This is a genomic window from Acinetobacter sp. B51(2017) (assembly GCF_003711395.1).
Taxonomy (GTDB): domain Bacteria; phylum Pseudomonadota; class Gammaproteobacteria; order Pseudomonadales; family Moraxellaceae; genus Acinetobacter.
Genome location: NZ_PJRJ01000011.1, coordinates 1 through 24,100, shown reverse-complemented (window position 1 = coordinate 24,100; position 24,100 = coordinate 1). Strand labels below are relative to the sequence as shown.

Here is a 24,100-nt window from a genome sequence, read left to right as displayed (position 1 = left end):
TCCCCCTAAAGTCCCCTTTGAGAAAGGGGACTTATACGGAACAAATAGACGTGTGGGTATTCCTCTCTTTATTAAAGAGGGGTTAGGGGAGATTCAGGAATTGAATGTATGAAAATTAGCGAAAATTGGTTACGTACGTGGGTAAACCCAGCCATTGATAGCGATAAACTTTCTGACCAACTGACGATGCTTGGTTTAGAAGTAGATGATTTATCTCCAGCAGCAAAACCATTTACCGGTGTGGTTGTCGGTGAAGTATTAACAGTAGAACAACACCCTGATGCAGACCGTTTACGTGTAACGACTGTTAACATTGGTGCAGCTGAACCATTACAAATTGTATGTGGCGCGCCAAACGTATGCGTTGGTATGAAAGCGCCTGTTGCAACCATTGGTGCAGTACTACCGGGTGATTTTAAAATCAAAAAGGGCAAGCTACGTGGTATCGAATCACAAGGTATGCTGTGCGGCGCGTCGGAAATTGATTTAGAAGACAAAATTGATGGTCTTTTAGAATTACCAAATGATGCACCTGTAGGCGTGAACATCCGTGAATATTTGCAACTAGACGACAATGTGATTGATATCAGCATTACACCTAACCGTGGTGATTGTTTCAGTATTCGTGGTATTGCGCGTGAAATTGGTGTGATTAACCAATTGCCTGTAACTGCACCTGAAATCAAAGAAGTAGCAGCAACAATTGCGGATGAAAAGCAAGTTGTGGTTGAAACTGAAGGTTGCCCACGTTACTTAGGTCGTGTGATCAAAAACGTGAATACCAAAGCACCAACACCAGAATGGATGGAGCGCGCACTGGCACGTTCAGGTATTCGTCAGCACAGTATTTTGGTGGATATTACCAACTACGTGTTAATGGAACTCGGTCAACCATTACATGCCTTTGATGCTGGTAAGGTTGAAGGTGCAGTACGTGTACGTCAAGCCACAGCAGGCGAAAAACTTGTCCTTCTGAATGAACAAGAAGTTGAACTACAAGACAACGTGATGGTCATTGCCGATGACAATAAAGCATTAGCGATTGCCGGTATCATGGGTGGCTTATCTTCATCTGTGACCGATGCGACGACTGAAATTTTCTTAGAATCAGCATTCTTTGCACCGCTTGCCATTGCAGGTCGCGCACGTAGCTTCGGTTTACACACAGATGCCTCACAACGTTATGAACGTGGTGTTGATTTTGAATTGCCATTAATTGCCATGCACCGTGCGTCTCAGTTGATTTCTGAATTGGCAGGTGGTGAATTCGGTCCAATTACAGTGGCTGAAAATGCAGCAGTATTGCCAACGCGTGAAGCGATTGAACTCAATCAAGCCCAAGTTGATCAACTGCTTGGTTATAAAGTTGAATCTGACTTTATCACTGATGCTTTAACTCGTCTGGGGTGTACTGTAACTGTAAAAGCGCAAGGTGAGTGGACTGTTGTACCACCATCACATCGTTATGATATGGCGATTTACCAAGACTTAATTGAAGAAGTGGCACGTATTCACGGCTATGACAATATTCAAATTAGCTTGCCTGTCATTGAAGCAAAATTAGCCAAGTATCAAGATCAGTTTGAGTTGGCACAGTTGCGTCAAACTGCGGTGACTTTAGGTTATCAAGAAGCCATCAGCTTTAGCTTTGCCGATTTAAAACTTGAAAAACAATTGAATCCAAGTGTAAATCCATTGGCATTGGCAAACCCAATTTCAAGCGATTTAGCAGTGATGCGTTCGACTTTACTTTCTAGCTTAATTCCTTGTGTACAGTACAACATTAACCGTCAGCAAAGCCGTGTGCGTTTCTTTGAGTTGGGTTTGCGTTTTGATTATCAAGATGCAGCAAGCATCCATGATCTCAAACAAATCCCAACTTTGGCTTTAATTGCTGTTGGTGCAAAAACTCAAGAATCTTGGCACGGTAAACCACAGCCAATGGACTTCTTTGACTTTAAAGGTGATGTAGAAGAGATTCTTACTGCGGCACGCGTAAAAGCGGACTTTGTACGTTCAGAGCGTAGCTGGTTACATCCTGGTCAATCTGCAGAGATTATGGTGGATGGTCAGTCGATTGGTTACTTAGGTCGTCTGCATCCATCTTTGGAAGCTGATTTAGATTTAGGCATGACTTGGGTAGCTGAGCTCGATCAAGCGGCTGTTTTGCAAACTTATGTATCTAATTTTACAGAATTATCACGTTTTCCATCGGTTCGACGTGATATTGCGCTTTTAATTAGTGATAAGATTAATGTTAGCGAAATTCAGCAACTTATCGAAAAAACGGGTGGTGAGCTTCTAGACTCAACTTGGTTATTCGATGTGTATACTGGACAAGGCGTAGAAGAAGGCAAGCGCTCTTTGGCATTTGCTATTTTATGGCAGCATCCAAGTCGTACACTCGAAGATGCTGAAATTAAATCCGGTATGGATAATATCCTACAAGTGTTAGCAGACACTTACCAAGCGACATTGAGGGCTTCATGACAGCATTAACAAAAGCAGAAATGGCTGATCATTTAAGTGAGCTCACGAGTTTAAACCGTCGTGAAGCGAAACAAATGGTTGAGTTGTTTTTTGATGAGATCAGCCAAGCGTTGATTTCAGGTGAACAAGTAAAATTATCGGGGTTTGGTAACTTTGAGCTACGTGATAAACGTCAGCGTCCAGGTCGTAATCCGAAGACGGGTGAAGAAATTCCGATTTCTGCGCGCCGTGTCGTGACTTTCCGTGCGGGTCAAAAATTCCGTCAACGTGTGGGTACTGAGCAAGTAGACTAATACTTGTAAAGTAAAAAACCTGAGCTATGGCTCAGGTTTTTTTATACTTAAAAACTTTTAGATAGACATAAAAAAAGAGAGCCACAAGGCTCTCTTTTTTTCGAATAATCTAAAGTTTAGATTATTGAGCAGCAGTAGCAGCTTCAGAAGCAGCAGCAGTCGCTTCAGAAGCAGCAGCAGTCGCTTCAGCAGCAGCGTCAACAGCTTCAGATGCAGCAGCAGCAGCAGATGCAGGAGCAGCTACAGAAGCAGCTTCAGCAGCAGCAGTAGCTTCAGATGCAGCTACAACAGCTTCAGATGCAGCAGCGTTAGCGTCAGCAGCAGCTTCTTCAGTTTTTTTAGCACAACCAACGAAAGCTAAAGTAGTAGCAACTGCAGCAGCAATAGCGATTTTTTTGAATAACATGGCATCACTCTCTAAATATGAGATAAAAAAGACCTAAGTTAGCCTGTTGTGTGCTGTTATTTGGCCTAATTTTAACATTAGGTTTAACAATGCAGGAGCAGCCTAACTGGTATGTGAATATGCTATCACTGCGCTTTTTGAAATGCCACTAGGCAACTGGAAAAAAAGTGTGAAAAATTGCAGAAATTGCCGATTTTTTAACAGAAAATAACAATCAAGGAAAAGGTTTATATTGGAGAAATGCTTAATAACTGGTTAAAAACACTGGTGTTTTTTATATTTAAGTTTTTAGAATCATAGATTTAAAAATAAGTTTACATAGTACGGGGTGAATTGTGTAGTTATGTAACTTTTGTCAACCAAAATAAAAGGCTGTCGTTATAGACAGCCTTCAATTTAAATTGCCGATCAAGCTAAGATTTAATTACTAGCCTTACGTTTCATTTGATCGAAGAAGTCATCATTGGTCTTGGTTTCTTTCATACGATCAAGTAAGAATTCCATTGCCGCAAGTTCGTCTTGAGTATGTAGTAATTTACGTAAAATCCAAACTTTACGTAAGTTATCTTCAGACATCAAACGTTCTTCACGACGTGTACCTGATTTCTTAATGTTCATGGCAGGGAAGACGCGCTTTTCCGCAATACGGCGATCAAGGGTAATTTCTTGGTTACCTGTACCTTTGAATTCTTCGTAAATCACTTCATCCATTTTACTGCCTGTTTCAATTAAAGCAGTTGAAATAATGGTGAGTGAGCCACCTTCTTCGATGTTACGTGCTGCACCAAAGAAACGTTTTGGACGTTCTAGGGCATGAGCATCCACACCACCGGTTAGGACCTTACCTGATGAAGGAATCACGGTGTTGTAAGCACGCGCAAGACGAGTAATCGAGTCAAGTAAAATCACCACGTCTTTTTTGTGCTCAACCAAACGTTTCGCTTTTTCAATCACCATTTCAGCGACTTGAACGTGACGCGCAGGTGATTCATCGAATGTAGATGCAATCACTTCACCACGTACAGTACGTTCCATTTCGGTAACTTCTTCAGGACGTTCGTCAATTAAAAGTACAATCAGGAAACATTCTGGGTTATTACGAACAATCGATTGCGCGATGTTTTGTAACAACATGGTTTTACCAGCTTTTGGCGGCGCGACAATAATCGAACGCTGACCTTTACCAATTGGCGCAACTAAATCAACCACACGCGCAGTTAAATCTTCAGTGGTACCGTTACCCAATTCCATCACCAATTGTTCGGTTGGGAAAAGAGGCGTTAGGTTTTCAAATAGAATTTTATTGCGTGAGTTTTCAGGGGTGTCGTAGTTAATTTGATTGACTTTAAGCAAGGCAAAATAACGTTCACCTTCTTTTGGTGGACGAATTGTCCCTGTAATCGTGTCACCCGTGCGTAAGTTAAAACGACGGATTTGCGATGGGCTTACGTAGATGTCATCTGGGCCGGCAAGATAAGAACCCGCTGCTGAACGTAAAAAGCCGAAACCATCTGACAGAATTTCGAGAACGCCGTCACCAAAGATTTCTTCACCATTCATTGCGTGGCGCTTTAAAATCGCAAAAATAATATCTTGCTTGCGATTACGTGCCATTCCTTCAAGGCCCATAAATTCGGCAATCTTGATGAGTTCGCCAATCGGTTTTTTCTTGAGTTCTGTTAAATTCATAGGTGGTCAGATAGAATGTAAAATTCTAGGATAAAGTGTAAGAAAGGAAGCAACATACGAGCGCAAACGGACAAGAGATGCACGTCATTGTTTTGTACAGCAACAATTCAAAAATTCAAAATTTGGTTCGATTGTTTCAGAATTGTGTAAAAACAATTGCTGTTGCCGAGCGGCATGTTATGTGTTGTGTCTTGTAAGAAAATGACAGGATTGACATCCTTTATTCCTTGAACATGCAATATAGAAGAGAAAGCGTGCTTTGTCAATTTAGCAGGCAAAAAAATACGCTGAACGGTGTCAGCGTATTTTGGCGATCTTTAAGCGACCACAAAAAACTTAGATATTTTCGTCAATGAAAGCAGCTAATTTAGATTTAGGTGCAGCACCGACTTGTGTACCTACAACTTCACCGTTTTTGAACATTAATAATGCAGGGATGTTACGAATGTTATAATCAGCTGCAACTGATTGTAGTTGAGTCACATCAACTTTAACAATTTTCACTTTACCTTCGTATTCAGTTGCAAGCACTTCAAGTACTGGTGCAATTGCTTTACATGGCGCACACCAGCCAGCCCAGAAGTCAACCAGAACAGGTACATCAGACTCTAAAACGTCAGCCGCGAAAGTTGCTTCAGTGGTATTTACGATAGACATGGATTTGGCTCCAAATGATATTTTTAAGATAGCTCTATAATTATTAGTATTACATAGCCATCTAGAACAATGTAGGGGAATATTACGATTTTGCGGCTTTCTTGAGAATTTGTCTAATAGATGATCACGATTGCGACTATCGTGTAACACAATTGTCACATAAGGCTAAAAAAGCCCAACTTAGTAAAATCAATGCATAAATGGCTTTTAAATTGCATATATGTGAATTAATCTAGGCACAATTCTGCAAGGATTTGTTTAAATAATGTCTGATTTTTTGATTGATGAAGAGTTACTTGCTGCTATTGATATGGGGTCAAATAGCTTCCACTTGGCGATTGCGCGTGTTGATCATGGCGAAGTGAAAAAAGTTGCCTCAATGTCAGAAAAAGTGCAGCTGGCTGCAGGTCTAGATGAAAACAAAAATTTAACCGAAGCCGCACAGCAACGAGGCCTTGCATGTTTGGCGCGTTTTGTTGGACGTTTGGGTTCGGTACAACCGAATCGTTTACGAATCGTGGCAACCAATGCTTTGCGTCAAGCGAAAAATGGGCATGAATTTATTCAAAAAGCCGCAGAAATTCTACCTAAACCGATTGAAATTATTGCGGGTCGTGAAGAAGCGCGTTTAATTTACTTGGGCGTGTCACATACCATGGAAAATAGCGGTCGCCGTTTGGTGATTGATATTGGTGGTGGTTCAACTGAGTTGATCATTGGTGAAGAATTTGAACCAATTCATACCGAATCAGTACAAATGGGCTGTGTGGCATTTACCAAAGCTTATTTTAGTGATGGTGAAATTAGCAGCAAAGCCTTTGAACGCGCGACCACAGCAGCACGTAAAGAGGTCTCTGGCTTGGTGAATACCTATAAAGAATCTGGATGGGATACTGTCGTTGGTTCAAGTGGCACCATTAAAGCTTGTCGTCAAATTTGCGTGAATATGGGTTGGAGCAACGACAAAGAAGAACTTACTCGTGAAGGCTTAGAAAAACTCAAAGACAAATTACTCAAATATAAGCATGTTGCCGATATGGAATTTGATGGTCTAAAAGATGACCGTCGAGCAGTTTTGCCAGCCGGTATTGCCATTTTATATGCGGTTTTTGATGTATTAAACATTAATAAACTGGTCTATTCAGATGGCGCATTACGTGAAGGGGTGATGTATGACTTGCTAGGTCGTTTCCAGCATGAAGACATTCGTGATCGTTCTGTACATGCTTTAATGGGACGTTATAATGCCGACCCTAAACAAGCAGAACGTGTAGTTGCAACAGCGCAGTATTTGTTTGAACGGGTCGCTAATGCCTTAAATTTAACAGTAGACGACAGTGATTTACTGCGCCGTGCCGCGTATTTACATGAGATTGGCTTAGCGATTAGTCACAGTGGCTACCATCGTCATGGTGCATATCTTTTGCAACATTCCGATATTGCCGGCTTCTCACAAATTGACCAAAATTATCTCTCGCATTTAGTTGCACATCATCGTCGTAAGCTACGCAGTGACGCTAGAATTGACGTTTCACGCGTGGGTGGGCAAAAACTCATCTATTTATGTTTATTACTTCGCCTTGCAGTTTTGCTCAATCACAGTCGTAGCGATGAGATGCTTCCTGCCATTGAATTACAGGTGATCAATGCGCAACAATGGCAACTTAGCGTTTCTGGTGATGCCAAACAATGGCCTCTGCTCGTTGCCGAGTTACATGATGAACAAGTGCAATTTAAGCATTGGGATATTGAATTGAATATTCAGTCGGAACAATTTATCGATTAACGAACGGGTTAATTAAGGGATAATGGTCGACCTATGAAAAATAAAGCTGTATCTAAAGCATGGACAACGGTTCAAATTGCACGTCATCCGGAACGTCCGCAATTTTTGGATTATGTTGGTGAAATCTTCACTGAATTTGATGCGTTGCATGGCGACCGCTTATTTGGTGATGATGGTGCCATGATTGGTGGCTTAGCCCGCTTAGATGGTCAACCTGTAATGGTGATTGGTCAGCACCGTGGTCGTAGTACACGTGAAAAACTACAACACAATTTTGGGATGTGTAACCCAGAAGGTTACCGTAAATCACAACGTCTGCTCGATATGGCGGAGCGTTTTAACTTACCCGTATTTACCTTTATTGACACTATGGGCGCATACCCAGGCGTAGGTGCAGAAGAGCGTGGTCAAGCGGAAGCAATTGCTTCTAGCCTTGCACAGCTTTCAAGCCTTAAAGTGCCTGTGGTTGCAACAGTATTGGGTGAAGGTGGTTCTGGTGGTGCACTCGGTATTGGTGTAGCTGACCGCGTGATTATGCTGTCACACAGTATTTATTCAGTGATTTCACCGGAAGGCTGTGCATCTATTTTATGGAAAACTGCTGAAAAAGCCGAACAAGCCAGTGAAGCTTTAGCCTTAACTGCAGAAAAACTCAAACAAATTGGTATTGTTGAGTATGTGGTCGATGAAGGTGAAGGAGCGCATTTAGATCCTGAAAATGTGATGTATGCGCTTAAAGATGTGTTAAAACAAGCTTTAGCTGAATTACAACCAATGAGTGCCGAAGAACGATGCGAAGCACGTTACCAACGTTTAATGAAGTTTGGCAGCAACAACTTAGGTCTCGCATCTTAAAAACTTGGCCTTGTGCTGAGTCAAAATTTTTAATCGCCTGTAGTGGTGGTATGGACTCCATGCTACTACTACAGGTGATGTCTGCTGTCTTCCCCAATCAAATCCGTGCCATTTATATTAATCACCAACTGCAAGATATTGCGACCAGTTGGGGTGATTTTGTGCGCGCAGAATGTCACAAACTAGATGTACCGTGCATTATTGCAAATGTTGACGTGCAACAAGGTAATTTAGAAAACCAAGCGCGTATTGCCCGTTATCAAGCCTTTAAGCAGCATATCTTGCCTAATGAAATTTTGGTGCTGGCACATCATCAACAAGATCAAGCTGAAACCGTACTGCTGAATTTGTTTTCAGGCAGTGGCGTTGGTGGTTTAAGCGCGATGTCGGCAGTAGATCAGCGTGATGCTTTGACCATTTGGCGTCCATTTTTAGACTTATCACGCGAAAATATCGAATTTTGGGTTCAACAAAGCAACATTACCTATATTCAAGATCCCACCAATTTTGATACCCATTACGACCGTGCATGGTGCCGTGAAACTTTGTGGCCACTGTTAAACTCGCGTTTTCCTAAAATGCAGCAAGCAGTGAGTCGTAGCAGTTATTTAATGCAAGATGCCAACCAAATTTTGGCAGAAGTCGCCGAGCAAGATTTACAACACTGTGGCACAGCGCAGCAATTGGACATTGTCAAACTACAACAACTGTCCAATGCACGGCAAAGGCAATTACTCTCTAATTGGATGAAGGGCAGTGCACAATATCGTCCAAGTTTAGCCATGGTGGAGCGCATTCAAGCGGAAGTGATTTTGGCAAAAACTGATGCGCAGGCGGCATTACATCATGCTGGATTTTATTATCTGCGTTATCAAAATATGCTGTATAAAATCAGTAAAGCTGATTATCTGGCACAGCAACAGCCGATCTCTACGCAAAATTTACAGCTTGATGAGCAACAGACAATTCAAGTTGCCGCAGGGCAATTTGCTATTCAAACAGCACCACTTGGCTTAGACCCAAAACTCTTGGGTCAAAACCTGATGTTAAGCCCACGTATGGGCGGTGAAAAAATTCATTTGTATGGGCGGGTCGGGCGCTGGCCACTGAAAAAAGCCATTCAGGAGGCGCAAATTTTTCCGTGGCAACGTCATCAGATACAAATATTAAGCAAAGATGATGTTATGCTAGGTGTTTTTACCCCAAAAGGATTTTGGCTTGCCGAGTCAATCTATTGTAAAAAAAATGGCTGGCAACCTAAATTATTGTGTCATTAACTTTGAGCAAAAAAATCATGAGTGCTGTTTTAGATCGTAATATTAGTTTTATTGGTGGCGGAAATATGGCTCAAGCCTTAATTGGTGGCTTGCTTGCTCGTGGTTTAGCGCCGACGCGTATTACAGTATCTGACCCAGTTGAAGGGGTACGTGATTTATTGGCTGAAAAAGGTGTACAAGTCACCACAGACAATGCACAGGCGATTTTAAATGCGGATGTAGTAGTGTTTGCCGTTAAACCACAAGTATTGGCGCAAGTTTTAAAGCCATTACAGGGGTTATTTGCCGGTAAATTGGTGATTTCGATTGTGGCAGGTGCTGAAGTCGCGACCATCGCTCATTTGTTAGATACACAGCGTATTGTACGTGTCATGCCAAATACACCGGCGTTAGTACAAACCGGTGCACATGGTTTATTTGCTAACGACGCAGTCGATCAAGCGGATCGTGATTTAGCCAGCCAAGTATTAGCGGCAACGGGTTTAACGCTTTGGGTGCCTGCTGAGTCACAAATTGATGCAGTGACGGCAGTGTCAGGTTCGGGTCCGGCATACTTCTTCTATATGATGGAAAGTATGATTCGTGCGGGTAGAAATCTAGGTTTAGATGAAAAAACTGCCACAGCATTAACCTTGCAAACCGCTTTAGGCGCAGCACAAATGGCAATTACCAGTGCCAATACGCCAGCAGAATTGCGTAAAAACGTCACTTCACCAAATGGTACCACCCAAGCTGCGATTGAAGTGTTTGATCACGCGCAAATTTCACAAAATATTCAAGCGGCATTGGCAGCAGCCAAAACCCGTAGCCAAGAGTTGGCGCAAGAATTAAGCGAAAGCAGTAAATAAGTTTTTTATTTAGGAAAGTTTAAGTATGGGTGCAACCTCTGCGCTATTTTTTGACATTATCATTAATGTCGCAATTTTATTGGTATTCTTCCGCTTTTTAATGCAGCTTGCTGGGGTGAATGCCTATAACCCAGTGGTCCAATCAACGGCCAAAGCCACTAAAATTGTAGATGTATTTGGTAGTATCTTGCCTACAATTGCGGGCGGTCGCGTCAATTTAGCTGCTTTGGTGCTTACAATATTATTGTATTTTCTCAAAGTCTTTGGCTTTAAATACTTAAATGCGCAGCCAATGGGTGGTGCAGGCTATTTTATTATGAGCACTGTACTTTCGATGTTGCATTCATTGGTGTCGATTCTTAAATATTTATTGTTTGCTTACATTATTTGTAGCTGGATTCAAATGTTTAGCCAAACCCGCTCACCGTATATTGATGTGATTCAAGAGTTGGCTGAACCGATGTTAGCACCGTTTCGTAAAATTATGCCTAATATGGGAATGATTGACTTGTCACCGATCTTGGCATTCTTTACCTTGTATATTGCACAAATGATGCTGAGCTCAATTGTATAAATCAAGCTTCAAAAAAAAGGACGCCGTGGCGTCCTTTTTTGTTTTTCACGTTTTAGTGCGCTTCGTCCCAGTTTTGACCTTGGCCGACTTCCACAATTAAAGGTACAGAGAGTTGAACAACAGATTGCATCACTTCACGTAATTGTTCAGCGAGTTGATTGGCAATCGCTGCATCCACTTCAAACACCAATTCATCGTGTACTTGTAGTAACAATTTGGCTTGATCTTTGGGTAAGATTTTATCCACTTCAATCATCGCCATTTTAATAATATCTGCGGCTGAACCTTGCAGCGGTGCGTTAATCGCAGCACGTTCTGCGGCTTTACGGACCATCATATTACGTGCATCAATATCAGGCGTATATAAACGACGCCCGCTAATAGTTTCAATAAAGCCTTGCTCTAATGCCACTTGACGAGTGCGCTGCATATATTCGTAAATGCCCGGATAACGGTTAAAGTACTTTTTAATATACTCTTGCGATTCTTGGCGGCTAAAGCCGAGCTGACGAGTTAAGCCAAATTCCGACATGCCATACAGCAGACCAAAGTTAACCGCTTTGGCTTGGCGACGTTGGTCATTGCTGACATCGTCTAAAGCAATTCCTAAAACTTCAGCTGCGGTACGACGATGCACGTCTTGATTATGATTAAAGGCATCCACCAAGGCTTCATCTTGCGAGAAATGCGCCATGAGACGTAATTCAATTTGCGAGTAATCGGCTGCGAGTAACACACGACCTTCAGGTGCCACAAAGGCTTTACGAATTTGACGCCCGATTTGCTCACGGACTGGAATATTTTGTAAGTTAGGATCGGTAGAGGATAAACGCCCTGTTGCGGTTAAGGCTTGATGATAACTGGTATGTACACGCGCACTTGCATCATTGGCTTGTTTGATCAGGCCATCGGTGTAGGTGCTTTTTAGCTTGGTTAAGCCACGGTATTCTAGAATCAATTCCGCGATTGGGTGCTCAATTTTTTCAAGTACGCTTTCGCTGGTACTGTATTGACCGGTTGAGGTTTTTTTACCGCCTTTTAAGCCCAATTTTTCAAACAGTACTTCACCGACTTGCTTCGGTGAGCTGACGTTAAAGCTTTCACCGGCAATTTCAGTGATCTTTTGCTCTAACGCTGCAATGGCAGTGGCAAAATCATTGCCTAATTGCTCCAAGAAAGCTAAATCAAGCTGAATGCCATTTTCTTCCATCAGCGTTAATACGCGTGCGGTTGGCATTTCAATATGATGCAAAATATTGCTGAGTTCAGGGATGGCTTTCAGCTTTTCATCCAATACTTGGTAGAGACGATAAGTCACATGCGCATCTTCTGCGGCATAGTGGGCAGCCGTTTCAATCTCAATTTGATTAAAGGTTTTTTGCTTGGCACCTTTACCGGCAATTTGCTCAAATGTGGTGGTAAAGTGACTTAAATAGACCCGTGCGACATCATCCATACCATGACGTGTCGCTACAGAATTTAGAACATAAGAGGCCAGCATGGTATCAAAATACCAACCTTGCAGATGAATGCCGTGATTCTCTAGGACATGCGCATCATATTTAAGATGATGACCGATTTTATCAATGTTTGGATTTTCTAGAATCGGTTTGATTTGCGCGAGGATCGCATCGCGATTGAGCTGTTCAGGCGCGCCTTCGTAATCATGAGCGAGTGGGACGTAGTAGGCATCCGTGGCATCAAATGCGACTGAAAAACCAACAATTTCTGCTACGCGATAATCAAGACTCGTGGTTTCAGTATCAAAAGCAAAACGCGTTGCAGTATTTAAACGCGCCCATAAATTTTCCCAATCGGCTTGACTCAGTACCGTATGGTATTTGGCTTGACCCAATTGATCATCTGTACTGGTTTGCGCAGCGTGTTGTACCACGTCCACGCTTTGCGGCTGAGTCTCTAAAGCCTGATTGATCTTTTTATATTGTGGGCTGTTAGGGTTATTAGGATGGTCTAAAGACTGTAATTGGTTACGGAATTCAAGTTCGGTATATAAACGACGCAACTCATCGACATTCGGTTCTTGCAGTTTCAAATCATCATAACCAAAGTTTAAATCGAGGTCGCACACAATACTGGCCAATTGATGGTCAAGCACAATGCCTTCCACGCTGTCTTTGAGGTTTTGACCGACTTTCCCTTTGATCTTATCGACGTTTTCTAAAATACCACCAATGGAACCATATTCTGTTAACAGTTTGGCTGCAGTTTTGGCACCGACACCCGGTACACCCATAATGCCGTCCGATGCATCACCCATGAGGGTAAGGTAGTCGATAATTTGATGTGGCCACACCCCAAATTTATCAAACACCGCTTGAATGTCCATCGGACGGTCTTTAAAGCTATCTTCTAAAGTCACTTTTTCTGTGACCAATTGCGCCATGTCTTTATCGCCAGTCGAAATCAGTACTTGATGACCTAAGGCTTCAGCACGTTTGGCTAAAGTACCAATAATATCATCGGCTTCGGCACCGGCTAAATAATGCAGCGGAATTCCTAAGGCGCGAATAAGCGCATGCAGATAAGGGATTTGCTCTGCCAATTCGGTCGGCATAGTGGGGCGATCGCCTTTATAAATTGGCGATAAATGATGACGGAAGGTCGGTTCTGAGGTATCAAAAATCACCGCCATATGGGTTGGGCCAATACGACGCATCAATTTTTGAATGGCAGAAATCGCGCCACGTACCGCGTTGGTATGTAAACCGGTAGAGGTGGTCAGCGGTGGGAGCGCGTGAAAGGCGCGGAATAAAAAGTATGAGCCATCGACCAAGACAAATGGTGGCATGGGAAAAATCCTAATTTTTAGCATCAATAGTATTGTTGTTGATTTTAGCATACGCCATTCAACATCCCATCGGCTGTTGTATCATCATTAAAACACTTGAGAACAAAACAATGACCAATAAGCAATCTGAACTGCGCATGATGTGGTTAATGTGCTTGCTGATTGTCGGAGTCGGGGCATGGGTCAGCTTAGACAACTATGTGATCAGCTTGTTATGTGGCTTGGCCTTTGTGATGAGCATTATGCAGTATGTCAATGCCTTAGCCACTAAAGCCCATACTCAGACACCGCCACGTTCACGTATCCCTTTATATTTATGCTCGATTACTGCGGTGGTGGCGGGATTTTTATCTTGGTCTTGGTTGTTTGCGTTGGCTTTAAGTTTATGGGTTTATTTTTTACTTAGTTGGTTACAACAACTGGAGCGTAAGCTGAATCAGCTGCCCGAACACAGCACTGATGGCGTTATGGCTACACCATTCCCCGAAATTGCAGCACTTGAACAGCCAACGAGTCATGCGCCAACTTCACTCAGTGATAGTGTAAGCAATTGGCTGTTTGGCGGTAATCCGGTTTTAAAGGGCGCTATTGTCGTTTTAGTCATCGGGATTATTTTATTACTGCGTTTTGCCACTGAATATTGGCAGATCAGCTTAAGCTTAAAGTTAGCCGCTTTAGCTGCTGTAGCCGCAGTCACTACTGCATTTGGCGTGTATTTAACCCCTAAAAATCGTAGCTTTGCCTTAGCTTTACAAGGTTTAGGCATTGCCACTTTATGTTTAGATTTATTTTTTAGTTATTACAATCAAATTTTACCTAGTTTTGCCGTGGCAAGTTGCATCTTTGCTGCATTGATGGCATTGAGCATTTATTTAAGTCTGAAACAAAATAGTATTGAACTTGCTTTAATGGCGATGCTGATTGCCTATATTGCACCATTTACCTTACCTGTGCGTGACGCGACCGCACCAGAATTCTTAGCTTATTATTTGGCAATCAATATCGCACTTGCGGTGTTGAGTACGCTGCGCCCATGGAAAGTGCTCAACCAAGTTGGCTTTTTAATTACCCTGTTGGTGGGCGGAGCTTATGTGTTTTTACACGGGCAAGATAGCCAACAAGATGTCCTTGCTGCATTTGTGGTGCTGCATAGCATGGTATTCATTTGGCTGGCGTTTCGTTTTAGTCAGTTATTGTCGCAACAAGATGTGCAGCATTTTGCCCTAAAGCCAACCCTAGATTTAGGCTTATTGTTTGGTGCACCGCTGTTAAGCTATGGCGCAATTTATCTCATTTATTTTCAGCAAAATACCCAGCAGGCTTGGTTAAGTGCAGCTTATGCCGTGTTGTATGTGTTGCTGTATCTTTTTGCTAAACAACAGCATCATCTGGCATGGATTAAGCAGAGCTATTTTAATTTAGCGCTGATATTTATGGCCTTTATTCCGGCAATTTTATTGCCCGCAGAATGGAGTGTAGTGGGTTGGGCGGTGTTAGGCATGGCACTATTTATCTTCGCCTTACAGCGTCAATCTGATATTAGCCGTTATGTGGCAATGGCGCTATTAACGTTTGCCGCTTGTAGCGCAGGGTATTACCTTATTGACTTAGCGTATTTCCCAAGTACGGTTTATTGGATTCTAGCTGGTTGCTATATTGCTGTGGTGATTGTGAGTAATTTACAGCAGCTTTCACGTGAGCAACTCAAAACCTTGGATGTAGTGTTTTTAACTGGCTTAATGTTGCTTGCTGTGTTGATGTTGCATGTGCTGCTGTTAGATGCTTTAGCGGGCAGTTTACAAAGTGTTATCACCTTAAGTGTGATGAGTTTCGGCTATATGCTGATCAATGAGGTGTTGCTGTATCGCCGTGCCACATGGACATGGGCGTTGCCAAAATGGATTGGCATATTACCGATATTTGTTTACGCATTTTGGCTCTTGTTTGGGCATGTCCAGCAAGGTCAAATCATTTGGCAAAGTACAATGGAGCAGAGCTTATTTTTTGTGGCTTTGTTATTGCTAAGCATGGTCTGTATTCGACCCTTGCAAGCCATTGCGCATGATCGTGAATGGATGAGCCTAACGACTTTAACTAGTTTAGCTTTAGCCAGTGTGAGTCTGCTCCCAAGTATGCCATTTGTGAGTATGTTGTTGTTACCGCTTGGTTTTGCATTTTACTGTAGTCAGCAAGGTGGGCTGTGGCAGCAACTTTGGCAAGCGCGCAGTAGTTTAGTGCTGATGGCGCTGTGGATGCTGAGCTCACAGTTATTTGCCCAAGAAAGTTTTAAAGCTTACCTATTGCCCATCGTCAATCCATTTGATGCGCTCAGTATTGTGGTGCTGATCACCTTTATTTGGCTGTTACTGCAACAGCAAAAATCTGGTTTAGAGCGTGGCTTGTTGGGCTTATGTAGTGTGTTGGGTGCGCTGTGGTTAAGCAGCTATATCGTGCTGCGTGCCTTACATGTTTATTTAGATACGCCCTATAACAGCCTTGCGCTTTGGCAAGATGCCACCGTACAAATGAGCCTAACTTTGCTGTGGGTCAGTTTAGCCTTTATCACCATGCAGTTTGCCAGTCGTAAGCGCTTTAAACGTGTTTGGCTGTTAGGGGGTAGTGTGTTGCTATTGGTGAGTTTGAAATTAGTGCTATTGGACTTAGCCCATATTGGTACCTTAAGTCGGGTTTTATCATTTTTAGGTGCAGGTGGGCTGATGCTGCTGATTGCCTATATTGCCCCCATGCCTGAACAAAGCCATTAAATCTAAAGCCCAACTTGAAGTTGGGCTTTTTTTAGAGTTTAGGTTCGCGTTGTATCTGTTCTTGATTAGCATATTGATCAACGTCTAGCTGCTTGCTTTGAGCAGATGGAATTGGGCGATCGACAAAGCCCATTTTAGGCACGGGAATCTCAATTTGATTATCAACAAAGCCATTACGAATACGCTCGTGCAATTCATCTTTGACTTTTAAAAAGTTTTCACGCTGACACCACACTGCAAATAAAATCTCAATCGAAGATTCTCCAAAGGAAGTCACGGTCACCGCAGGTTTAGGATCAGCCAAAACCAATGGATATTTTTGTGCCACATCTAACAACACGCGGCGCACTTTAATGATGTCTTCATCAAAGTTGATGGCAAGGGTAATGGGAATTCTGCGAATCGGGAATTTAGATAAGTTTTGTACAGGCGCACGAATCAGTTGTTCATTAGGTAAACGCACATAAACGTTATCTTGGGTGAGGAGTTTGACTGAAAGTAAATCAATGGAAATCACTTCGCCTTCAATGGTATGGCCACGAATTAAAGTAATTTGAATGGTATCACCCACTTCAAAAGAGCCTTCGCCAATTAAAAACATACCGCTAATTAAGTTACTCGCAGATGTTTGCGAGGCAAAACCCAAGGCGACCGTCAAAATCCCCGCAGCACCTAAAAATACACTGAGTTTAAAACCCGCTTCTTTTAGGCCAGCAATCATAAACAGTAAAAAAATACTGTAAAAAATCCCACGCCGCCACACCAAACTTTGATGGGCATTAAACTTCGTGCCTACGGTGCGAATAAAGGTGTTGGACACAACTCGCGCAATAAAAAAACCTAAGCTAATAATGACAATAGCAATGATAATTTCAATAATGCGATCGCTTTTCCAACCAGCAAAGGTGCTAGAGAGACTGCTAAACACACCATCGACAATTTTTGAATCTGACATGACAATCCCTAGAAGAATGAATCAAACATATTAAATAATACGCTGCCTGATTCGCGTGGCGGCTGTAGATAGGTGACTTCTCCAGCATGAATGGGGGTGCGGTTTTCAATACGAATGCGTGGCGGTCGATCTAAGCCTTCATGATTGACCCGAATTTGTGAGGTCCATAAACGTCCGGTACTTTCGCTAAAAAAAAGCGGCAGGGCAGTAACAGGCACATTCATGCGGTCAAAGCGCAGTTGTTGATTGCTGGTGTTATGAAACTCAATGGGGGTAATGGCACGAAAGGCTCGTGGCTTGAGTTGATTAAGTTCGGTACGACCATCCACAGAGGTGGCATAACAAATCTCACCTAAACGATGATTCGGGCCAAACCAAGTATCTTTGGGTAAAATTACGGGGATATCAAATAATGGTTCACGTTGACCTTCGACAAAGCCTGCAATCCAAAGCGGAGTACTAATATATAAAGTACCGCGTTGACTGGCTGGAATATAAATCGGGTCAACGGGTTTAATCACCACCGAACGATTGGCTAAACGTGGCATCAACTGTACAGTACCGTGCGTGCTTTTAAACATATAGCGTTCGATATGCACTGGCTGTGGAAAGGCAAAAGCAGGATCTTCTATTGGGTGCCACTGCTGTTCATAATCATATTGCACTTGTGGGCGATGATATTCTAAGCGCCACTCTTGTAAGCCACGCGTTAAACGTAAGAGCAGTGAACCAAATTGCCAAGCACGCGCCTGACCAATCTCAAAACTATATTCGCCCCACCATTTGGCAATCGGGCTAAAGGCATTGGAGTGCATTAATATCCTAGTCCGCAAAAAACTGACTTCACGCTGTCATGTGCTTAGAGTACACTCAAAATAATTTTTTTCATCATGATAATTTGTGATGCAGCCATTAAAACACGTCCAACTTCCTTATAGTTTTGCCAAGCGGCATGCCATTTTAATTCGCTATGCAGGTGATCAACCCATTATCGTGCGCCGTGACCAGACCCCTTTACTTGCCATTCAAGAAGCCAGACGCATTTTAGGCGTTCCTGCACAGCATGAATTGTATGATGAACAACAATTTAACCAACTGCTCAGTAGTAGTTTTGCAGGGGATAGCGGTGAATCACAACAAGTGGCTGCAGGTTTAGAAGATCATCCTGACTTATTGTCTTTAGCTGATTCTGTACCTGAAGCTGAAGATTTAATGGATCAAGAAGATGATGCGCCGATTGTGCGTCTCATCAATGCCTTATTGTCTGAAGCGATTCGTGTGGGTGCATCGGATATTCATATTGAATCTTTTGAAAAAAAACTTTCGGTACGTTTGCGCGTCGATGGGCAATTGCGTGAGATTGTCCAACCGCGCCGTGAACTCGCACCCCTTTTAGTGTCACGAATTAAAGTCATGGCGCGTTTAGATATTGCCGAAAAACGTGTCCCACAAGATGGGCGTATTTCGCTACGTTTAGCCGGACGTGAAGTAGATGTGCGTGTCTCAACTTTGCCATCGAGTCATGGTGAGCGTGTGGTGATGCGTTTACTCGATAAACAAGCCGGCCGTTTAAATATGAGTCATTTAGGCTTGATGCAAGAGGATTACAGCCGTTTAAGCACTTTAGTGCATCGTCCGCATGGCATTATTTTGGTGACGGGACCAACCGGTTCCGGTAAAACCACCACCTTGTATGCAGCATTGGCGGATCTTAATGATGGTTCACGCAATATTTTAACCGCTGAAGACCCAATCGAGTATCAACTTGAAGGCATTGGTCAGACCCAAGTCAACACCAAAGTAGATATGACTTTTGCACGCGCCTTAAAAGCCATGCTACGTCAGGATCCAGATGTGGTCATGGTAGGTGAGATTCGTGATTTAGAAACCGCAGAAATTGCAGTTCAAGCATCGTTAACCGGTCATTTAGTGTTATCGACATTACATACCAATACCGCAATTGGTGCGGTAACGCGTTTAAAAGATATGGGCATTGAGCCGTTTTTATTATCAAGCTCGTTAATTGGCGTGATTGCCCAGCGTTTGGTACGAACCTTATGTCATCATTGTCTGATGTGGCGCGCGGCAGATGAGTTTGAACAACAAGTCTTTGCTGATGTGACTGTACAACAGCAGTTGCAGCTACCGCACCCTAAAGGCTGTGAGCATTGCGGGAATACTGGTTTTAGTGGTCGTACTGCAATTTATGAAATTGTGCCGGTAGATGAACAGATGCGCCGCTTAATTCATGGCAATGCCGCAGAATTTGAATTAGAACAGTACGCCCGCCAGTCGGCAGGCTCAATTCGTGCCGATGGTTTAAGAAAAGTTTTAGAAGGTAAGACCACTTTAGAAGAGGTGTTACGTGTCACCAATGCTGCTAGTGAATAATTACCACAGGCTGACAATTTTTTGCATTAACTGATCACGAAACGGTGCAGTTGGATTGCCGGGGTTGCGCAAGGTTTCATTTTCATAAAAGGCTTGCCATGCTTGCGCCATGTCTAAGGTTAAGCCTTTTTGTTTCATGAGGTTTACATCGGCACGAGTGACATTCTCAAAACGTGCTTTGGCATCATGTGGGCCACCGCCCCAAGCAATCACACCTTTACCAAATGCGGGTAAATTCATGTCATGTGGTGTTGCTGGAATTTGCAAACGTTGATAAGCAGGATTCACCAAAGATTTAAGCGCAGGACGGACTTTTTCAGAAATGACTAATTCAGCTTGTGCTAAAGGCGCAAGTGCGACAAGACTCGCAGCGATAAAGAGCAGTTTTAGCATTGGAATAACCTAAACAAATAATCTTTGATTATAGAAAAATTCACTATAAAAAACAGCGCTGCTAGATTGGTGCTAACTAGCGCTGTTTTTGTATCGGAAAATTAGAATGAATAATTGATTAAAACACGGTGCTGCATCAGCGGCATTGATTCACGAATCTTAGCTTGCTCGGCTAAATCAAAAGGCACTGTAATTAAGCCTGCACCTTGTGTATCAATATGCGCAAGCACATGACCACGGGAATGTGTGGCTGCGCTATGTCCCCAAGTTTGGCGTTTTTCACCATGCCAGCCTTGCTGTGCTGAACCTAATACCTGACATTGACTGTCCATGGCACGAGCTTGCAATAATAACTGCCAATGCATTTGACCAGTGGTATACGTAAACGCTGCAGGCGCAGTTAAAATATTCGCGCCTTGTTGACGCAATTTAAGCGCAAGTTCGGGAAAACGTAGGTCATAACATACCATTAAACCAATATTGCCAAAAGGCGTGTTTGCCACGACCACATCGGTACCTGGCTCAAAATACTTTGATTCTTGATAGCCACCGACTGCATCGCCCACTTGCACATCAAACAAATGAATTTTGTCATAACGCGCTTCGGTCTTTTCTGGACTAATGCATAAGCTTACAGTACGTACCCGACCATCTTGAATGATCGAACCATCCGGGCGATAAGGGCAGGGTAAGGTACCCGCCACAATCCATAGATTGTAGCGATGTGCCAGTTGTTCTAAACGTGCTTGAAGCACTTCAAACTGCTCTGCGGTTTGGCGTTGTTTACCACCTGCAAAGCAGACAAAGTTTTCCGGGAACACAATCAAAGATGCGCCAGCTGCCTGACTCTGCTGCATCAATTGTTCAATGACGCTGAAGTTGGCTTCAATATCATCTTGTGAATTCATTTGTGCAACAGAAACTAAAGTCATGGCTACTCCGTGTTATACATTTTGATTGGACTGTTGTAAGTTTTCTTGTTCTTTTTCAAGTTGTTTAACCAAAGGCTCAAACATATTTTGGTTATTTTGGTTAAGCTTCATTAATGTTTTATGTGCATCGAGCACAGTCGTCAACATATTACGATGGTTAACATTTTCGTCTACCAAAGCACGGGTACACACCTGAGGATCGCCACAATAATTTAAAATCACAAACACCTGACCTAAGCCCATACTATTGGCCAAAGTGGTGATATCTGGATTGGTGGACAACATCACGGCTTGAATTTGGTGGATTTGCTTCAGCTTCAGCCCAAGTTTCGCCAAAACACCAAGTACAGTGCTATCAATAAAGGTGGTTTGGGTGAGATCCACAAGCGCACCCACAACATTTTCATGTTGTTCTAATTTATTGAGAAGTTTATCGAGACTGATACAAGATTGGGCTCGCACTTCGCCAATAAGCTTAAAAATGTGCGTTCCGTCCAAACTTGCGTATTCAACATGACCTGTTGACATATAAATGCCATTTGCAGAGAAGGATAGAAAATTATCCCATAGCCGATAGGGATAACTCAAGTATGGATCAGTCGTATAGGCTTTGTAAGTATTGTAACTATTTGATAAATATTTTATTTCATACGTCTTAAACTTAAGATGGCAATGTCATCTGCAACGTGCTCAGGCGCTTGAAATGATTGATTTTGCAAGTGAAATACCAATTGTTCAAATTGTTCGCTTAAGCCGCCTGTGAATGGTTCAAGCGCACCATCTGAACAAATAATAAACCGCGCGTCGCGATTTAAAGTACATTCGAATTCTTCAACTTCTAAATCTTCGGTTAAGCCTAAAGGGAAACTACTGGTGTTGAGTACCTTAGGTGGCTGATTTTTCTCAAAAATAATTGCAGGTGGATAATGTCCTGCACTTGACCAACGGATTTGGTGGGTATCGAGGTTTAAAATTCCCGCCAGCATGGTGATATGTTTTTCAATATTTTCTTGCACCAACATGCCATTGAGTTTTTTGAGTAGCTCGCGTGGAGTTTTAGAACGACCATGAAAAGCCGCCATCCATGAGGTAAGTAAAGAACTCGTCACACCATGACCTGAAACATCAGCTAAATAGAATATAATTTCTTTGTCACTGATTTTCCAATAGTCGTACCAATCCCCAGATAGATATGCTGAAGGTTTAAATAGCGTTTCTATTTGGTAATTTGGTAGTTCGATGGGATTTGGCAGTAAACGTTGTTGTAATTCAGCTGCCGAAGGTAAATCACGACTGTCCTGATTGCGTTTGTACTTAGCATCAATACGCAATAATGCTGCTTGTGGATTTTCAGGTAAACGATTCCAAATCCAACCCGCTAAAGCGCCTTGTTCCCATGCTTGTGACAAGGCACTGCCTTCTTGATCGAAGGCCAAGACGATGGTAGGCAAGCTCCATTTATGGTTCAAGTAATCTTGCACATCAGCGATGGCAATGATGGTAGGGTCATACAAGTGAATGTCTTCTATGCGAATCATTTGTACACTGGGTAGTGTATCTAAGACCTGATCTAAATAAGCGATATCGCGAGTCGGTTGAATGAAATACATAAAGACTGTGTATGATCCTAAATAACAGTAAGTTGAACTACTATAGCAATCAATTGCCGGCAAAAGTGCAGCAGCAATTACGCGATGCTGCAATTTTTGCAAAAGTTTTTAGATTTTATTGATCTAGTTCAAGCTTTTCTTGCTCTAGATCACTAGCATCTTCAAATTCATCATCAATAAAACTGATAGAGCTACCATCGGCATCGCGTTTTTGCGCAATTTCAAAGTTTTTACGTTGTAAATAAATATCACGCATTGCGGCATATTTATCACCTTGTAAAACGTTCTCTAAATCCAGTAAACGCGCCCGCGTATCGACACCACGCCACGCAATTTCACCCCAATATAAGCCATCATGATCATCAAGCATATATTTTTGTGGTCGTGCTTGGCTATCGACTATGCTGCCTATGCCATCACGTAGAGTACTTGGGCCGAGTAAAGGCAATACTAAATAAGGACCAGATGCTACCCCATAAAAGCCTAAAGTCGTGCCTAGGCTTTCATCTTCACTGTCTAGACCTAAACGACGAGCAGGATCAGCTAAACCTAAAGTGGTTAAGGTATTAATGGTAAAACGGCCAAGGGTTTTTGCAGCACGTAACGGTTTGCCTTGCACCAGTTGATTGACAGCATTCCAAGGTTCATCCAAGTTTTTACGCGCTTGCGTAAAAGAACCACGCACCTGTTCAGGTACTTTTTCACTATATGTAACCGCAACAGGCCTTAACAAAGTACGATCTAAAGCCTCATTAAATGCATAAACCTGACGGTTTAAAGGTTGCAGGGGATCTTTAAGCTCTTCACTCTGAGCTGCATTAGCATCGACTTTAAATTGATCAACACGCAATTCTTTTAATTGTTTTAGGCTTTCAAGACGCGAAACTTCGCTGCTTGCTGACGTATTGGATTGATGTTCTGTTGCAAAACTTGGCGCACTTAGCAATAAACCGCTAAGACCTATCCATAGATAAGAACAATGACGCATATAAAATCCTAATTGATGAATGTGTTATCAAGGTGAATCGGGCAAGGCCACAGCGTTGTATAAAAGCTATTAAAGCAAATTTAGGCGAAAAATACAGAAAAAAGCCTAAAATGGATAAAATATATTCGAGCACAAGTATTTTTATTCGTTTTTTGAATAAAACACTTGCAAGCTCTTTAAATCTCTCTATAATGCTCATCCATCGGTAGCGAACGAGATTTGCTGACCGTCTTACTTCTGACGAAGAAGTAAGAAAATCATTAAGAGATTATGAAGAACAACTTGTGTGGATTTTTACTGGTTGATCAATCGAATATATTTTCATTGATAATTGGTAAGAATTTCTCGAAGTTTATTTGAGCAAATTTTTTGTCAGTAATTG

20 protein-coding genes are annotated in these 24,100 nt (G+C 42.5%); 9 read left to right on the top strand and 11 right to left on the bottom strand.

Translation table 11 applies throughout. From position 1 onward, the window contains the following. Positions 1–108: 108 nt before the first annotated feature. Entirely contained in the window at positions 109–2,490 is a 2,382-nt protein-coding gene (gene pheT / locus CYK47_RS07010; protein ID WP_122900215.1) for a phenylalanine--tRNA ligase subunit beta, read from the top strand. Then, positions 2,487–2,783, top strand: coding sequence for an integration host factor subunit alpha (locus tag CYK47_RS07005; protein WP_067731076.1), 297 nt, complete (start codon positions 2,487–2,489; stop codon positions 2,781–2,783). Before pheT ends, CYK47_RS07005 begins: the two co-directional genes overlap by 4 nt. Before the next feature lie 121 nt (positions 2,784–2,904). Here CYK47_RS07005 and CYK47_RS07000 read toward each other — a convergent pair whose 3' ends face one another. The 3 genes from CYK47_RS07000 to trxA all read right to left on the bottom strand — a co-directional run bounded on the left by CYK47_RS07000 (position 2,905) and on the right by trxA (position 5,535). Then, the gene (locus tag CYK47_RS07000) at positions 2,905–3,189 is read right to left on the bottom strand and encodes a hypothetical protein (RefSeq protein WP_122900213.1); all 285 of its coding nucleotides are present in this window, start codon (positions 3,187–3,189) and stop codon (positions 2,905–2,907) included. A gap of 420 nt (positions 3,190–3,609) precedes the next feature. Continuing rightward, entirely contained in the window at positions 3,610–4,878 is a 1,269-nt protein-coding gene (rho, locus tag CYK47_RS06995) for a transcription termination factor Rho (RefSeq protein ID WP_004812998.1), read from the bottom strand. Between the two features lie 336 nt (positions 4,879–5,214). Next, entirely contained in the window at positions 5,215–5,535 is a 321-nt protein-coding gene (gene trxA / locus CYK47_RS06990; RefSeq protein ID WP_122900211.1) for a thioredoxin, read from the bottom strand. Positions 5,536–5,800: 265 nt separating this feature from the next. Between trxA and ppx the strand changes: the two genes are divergently transcribed. The 5 genes from ppx to CYK47_RS06965 are packed head-to-tail and all read left to right on the top strand — an operon-like array spanning position 5,801 to position 10,875. Continuing rightward, positions 5,801–7,321: an exopolyphosphatase gene (gene ppx / locus CYK47_RS06985; RefSeq protein WP_122900209.1), complete on the top strand. Its 1,521-nt coding sequence runs from the start codon at positions 5,801–5,803 to the stop codon at positions 7,319–7,321. A gap of 33 nt (positions 7,322–7,354) precedes the next feature. Continuing rightward, positions 7,355–8,176: an acetyl-CoA carboxylase carboxyltransferase subunit alpha gene (locus tag CYK47_RS06980; RefSeq protein ID WP_122900207.1), complete on the top strand. Its 822-nt coding sequence runs from the start codon at positions 7,355–7,357 to the stop codon at positions 8,174–8,176. Next, positions 8,113–9,453, top strand: coding sequence for a tRNA lysidine(34) synthetase TilS (gene tilS, locus CYK47_RS06975; RefSeq protein ID WP_122900205.1), 1,341 nt, complete (start codon positions 8,113–8,115; stop codon positions 9,451–9,453). The genes CYK47_RS06980 and tilS overlap by 64 nt, the downstream gene beginning before the upstream one ends. Before the next feature lie 17 nt (positions 9,454–9,470). Then, a complete protein-coding gene (gene proC, locus CYK47_RS06970; RefSeq protein ID WP_122900203.1) occupies positions 9,471–10,301 on the top strand; it encodes a pyrroline-5-carboxylate reductase in 831 nt (276 codons plus the stop codon). A 25-nt stretch (positions 10,302–10,326) separates the two neighbouring features. After that, a complete protein-coding gene (locus tag CYK47_RS06965) occupies positions 10,327–10,875 on the top strand; it encodes a YggT family protein (RefSeq protein WP_122900201.1) in 549 nt (182 codons plus the stop codon). 52 nt (positions 10,876–10,927) lie between these two features. Here the strand turns inward: CYK47_RS06965 and polA are convergent, their stop codons facing one another. Further along, entirely contained in the window at positions 10,928–13,684 is a 2,757-nt protein-coding gene (gene polA, locus CYK47_RS06960) for a DNA polymerase I (protein WP_122900199.1), read from the bottom strand. Positions 13,685–13,794: 110 nt separating this feature from the next. Between polA and CYK47_RS06955 the strand changes: the two genes are divergently transcribed. After that, on the top strand, positions 13,795–16,449 hold the full coding sequence (locus CYK47_RS06955) for a DUF2339 domain-containing protein (RefSeq protein WP_122900197.1): 2,655 nt from the start codon (positions 13,795–13,797) through the stop codon (positions 16,447–16,449). A gap of 31 nt (positions 16,450–16,480) precedes the next feature. Here the strand turns inward: CYK47_RS06955 and CYK47_RS06950 are convergent, their stop codons facing one another. Then, complete coding sequence (locus tag CYK47_RS06950) at positions 16,481–17,404, bottom strand: mechanosensitive ion channel family protein (protein WP_122900195.1); 924 nt, start codon at positions 17,402–17,404, stop codon at positions 16,481–16,483. Between the two features lie 8 nt (positions 17,405–17,412). Next, positions 17,413–18,219: a DUF432 domain-containing protein gene (locus tag CYK47_RS06945; protein WP_122900193.1), complete on the bottom strand. Its 807-nt coding sequence runs from the start codon at positions 18,217–18,219 to the stop codon at positions 17,413–17,415. A gap of 88 nt (positions 18,220–18,307) precedes the next feature. Here CYK47_RS06945 and gspE point away from each other — a divergent pair, with 88 nt between their 5' ends. Beyond that, on the top strand, positions 18,308–19,795 hold the full coding sequence (gene gspE, locus CYK47_RS06940; protein ID WP_122900191.1) for a type II secretion system ATPase GspE: 1,488 nt from the start codon (positions 18,308–18,310) through the stop codon (positions 19,793–19,795). Here gspE and CYK47_RS06935 read toward each other — a convergent pair whose 3' ends face one another. The 5 genes from CYK47_RS06935 to CYK47_RS06915 all read right to left on the bottom strand — a co-directional run bounded on the left by CYK47_RS06935 (position 19,796) and on the right by CYK47_RS06915 (position 23,718). Continuing rightward, positions 19,796–20,188, bottom strand: coding sequence for a DUF4951 domain-containing protein (locus tag CYK47_RS06935; protein WP_122900189.1), 393 nt, complete (start codon positions 20,186–20,188; stop codon positions 19,796–19,798). Positions 20,189–20,289: 101 nt separating this feature from the next. Continuing rightward, positions 20,290–21,120, bottom strand: coding sequence for a carbon-nitrogen hydrolase family protein (locus CYK47_RS06930; RefSeq protein ID WP_122900187.1), 831 nt, complete (start codon positions 21,118–21,120; stop codon positions 20,290–20,292). Between the two features lie 12 nt (positions 21,121–21,132). Further along, positions 21,133–21,648: an anti-anti-sigma factor GigB gene (gigB, locus tag CYK47_RS06925; RefSeq protein WP_122900185.1), complete on the bottom strand. Its 516-nt coding sequence runs from the start codon at positions 21,646–21,648 to the stop codon at positions 21,133–21,135. 113 nt (positions 21,649–21,761) lie between these two features. Then, positions 21,762–22,730, bottom strand: a complete 969-nt coding sequence (gigA, locus tag CYK47_RS06920) for an RsbU family protein phosphatase GigA (protein WP_122900183.1) — start codon at positions 22,728–22,730, stop codon at positions 21,762–21,764. Positions 22,731–22,845: 115 nt separating this feature from the next. Further along, a complete protein-coding gene (locus CYK47_RS06915; protein ID WP_122900182.1) occupies positions 22,846–23,718 on the bottom strand; it encodes an MlaA family lipoprotein in 873 nt (290 codons plus the stop codon). Positions 23,719–24,100 lie beyond the last annotated feature (382 nt).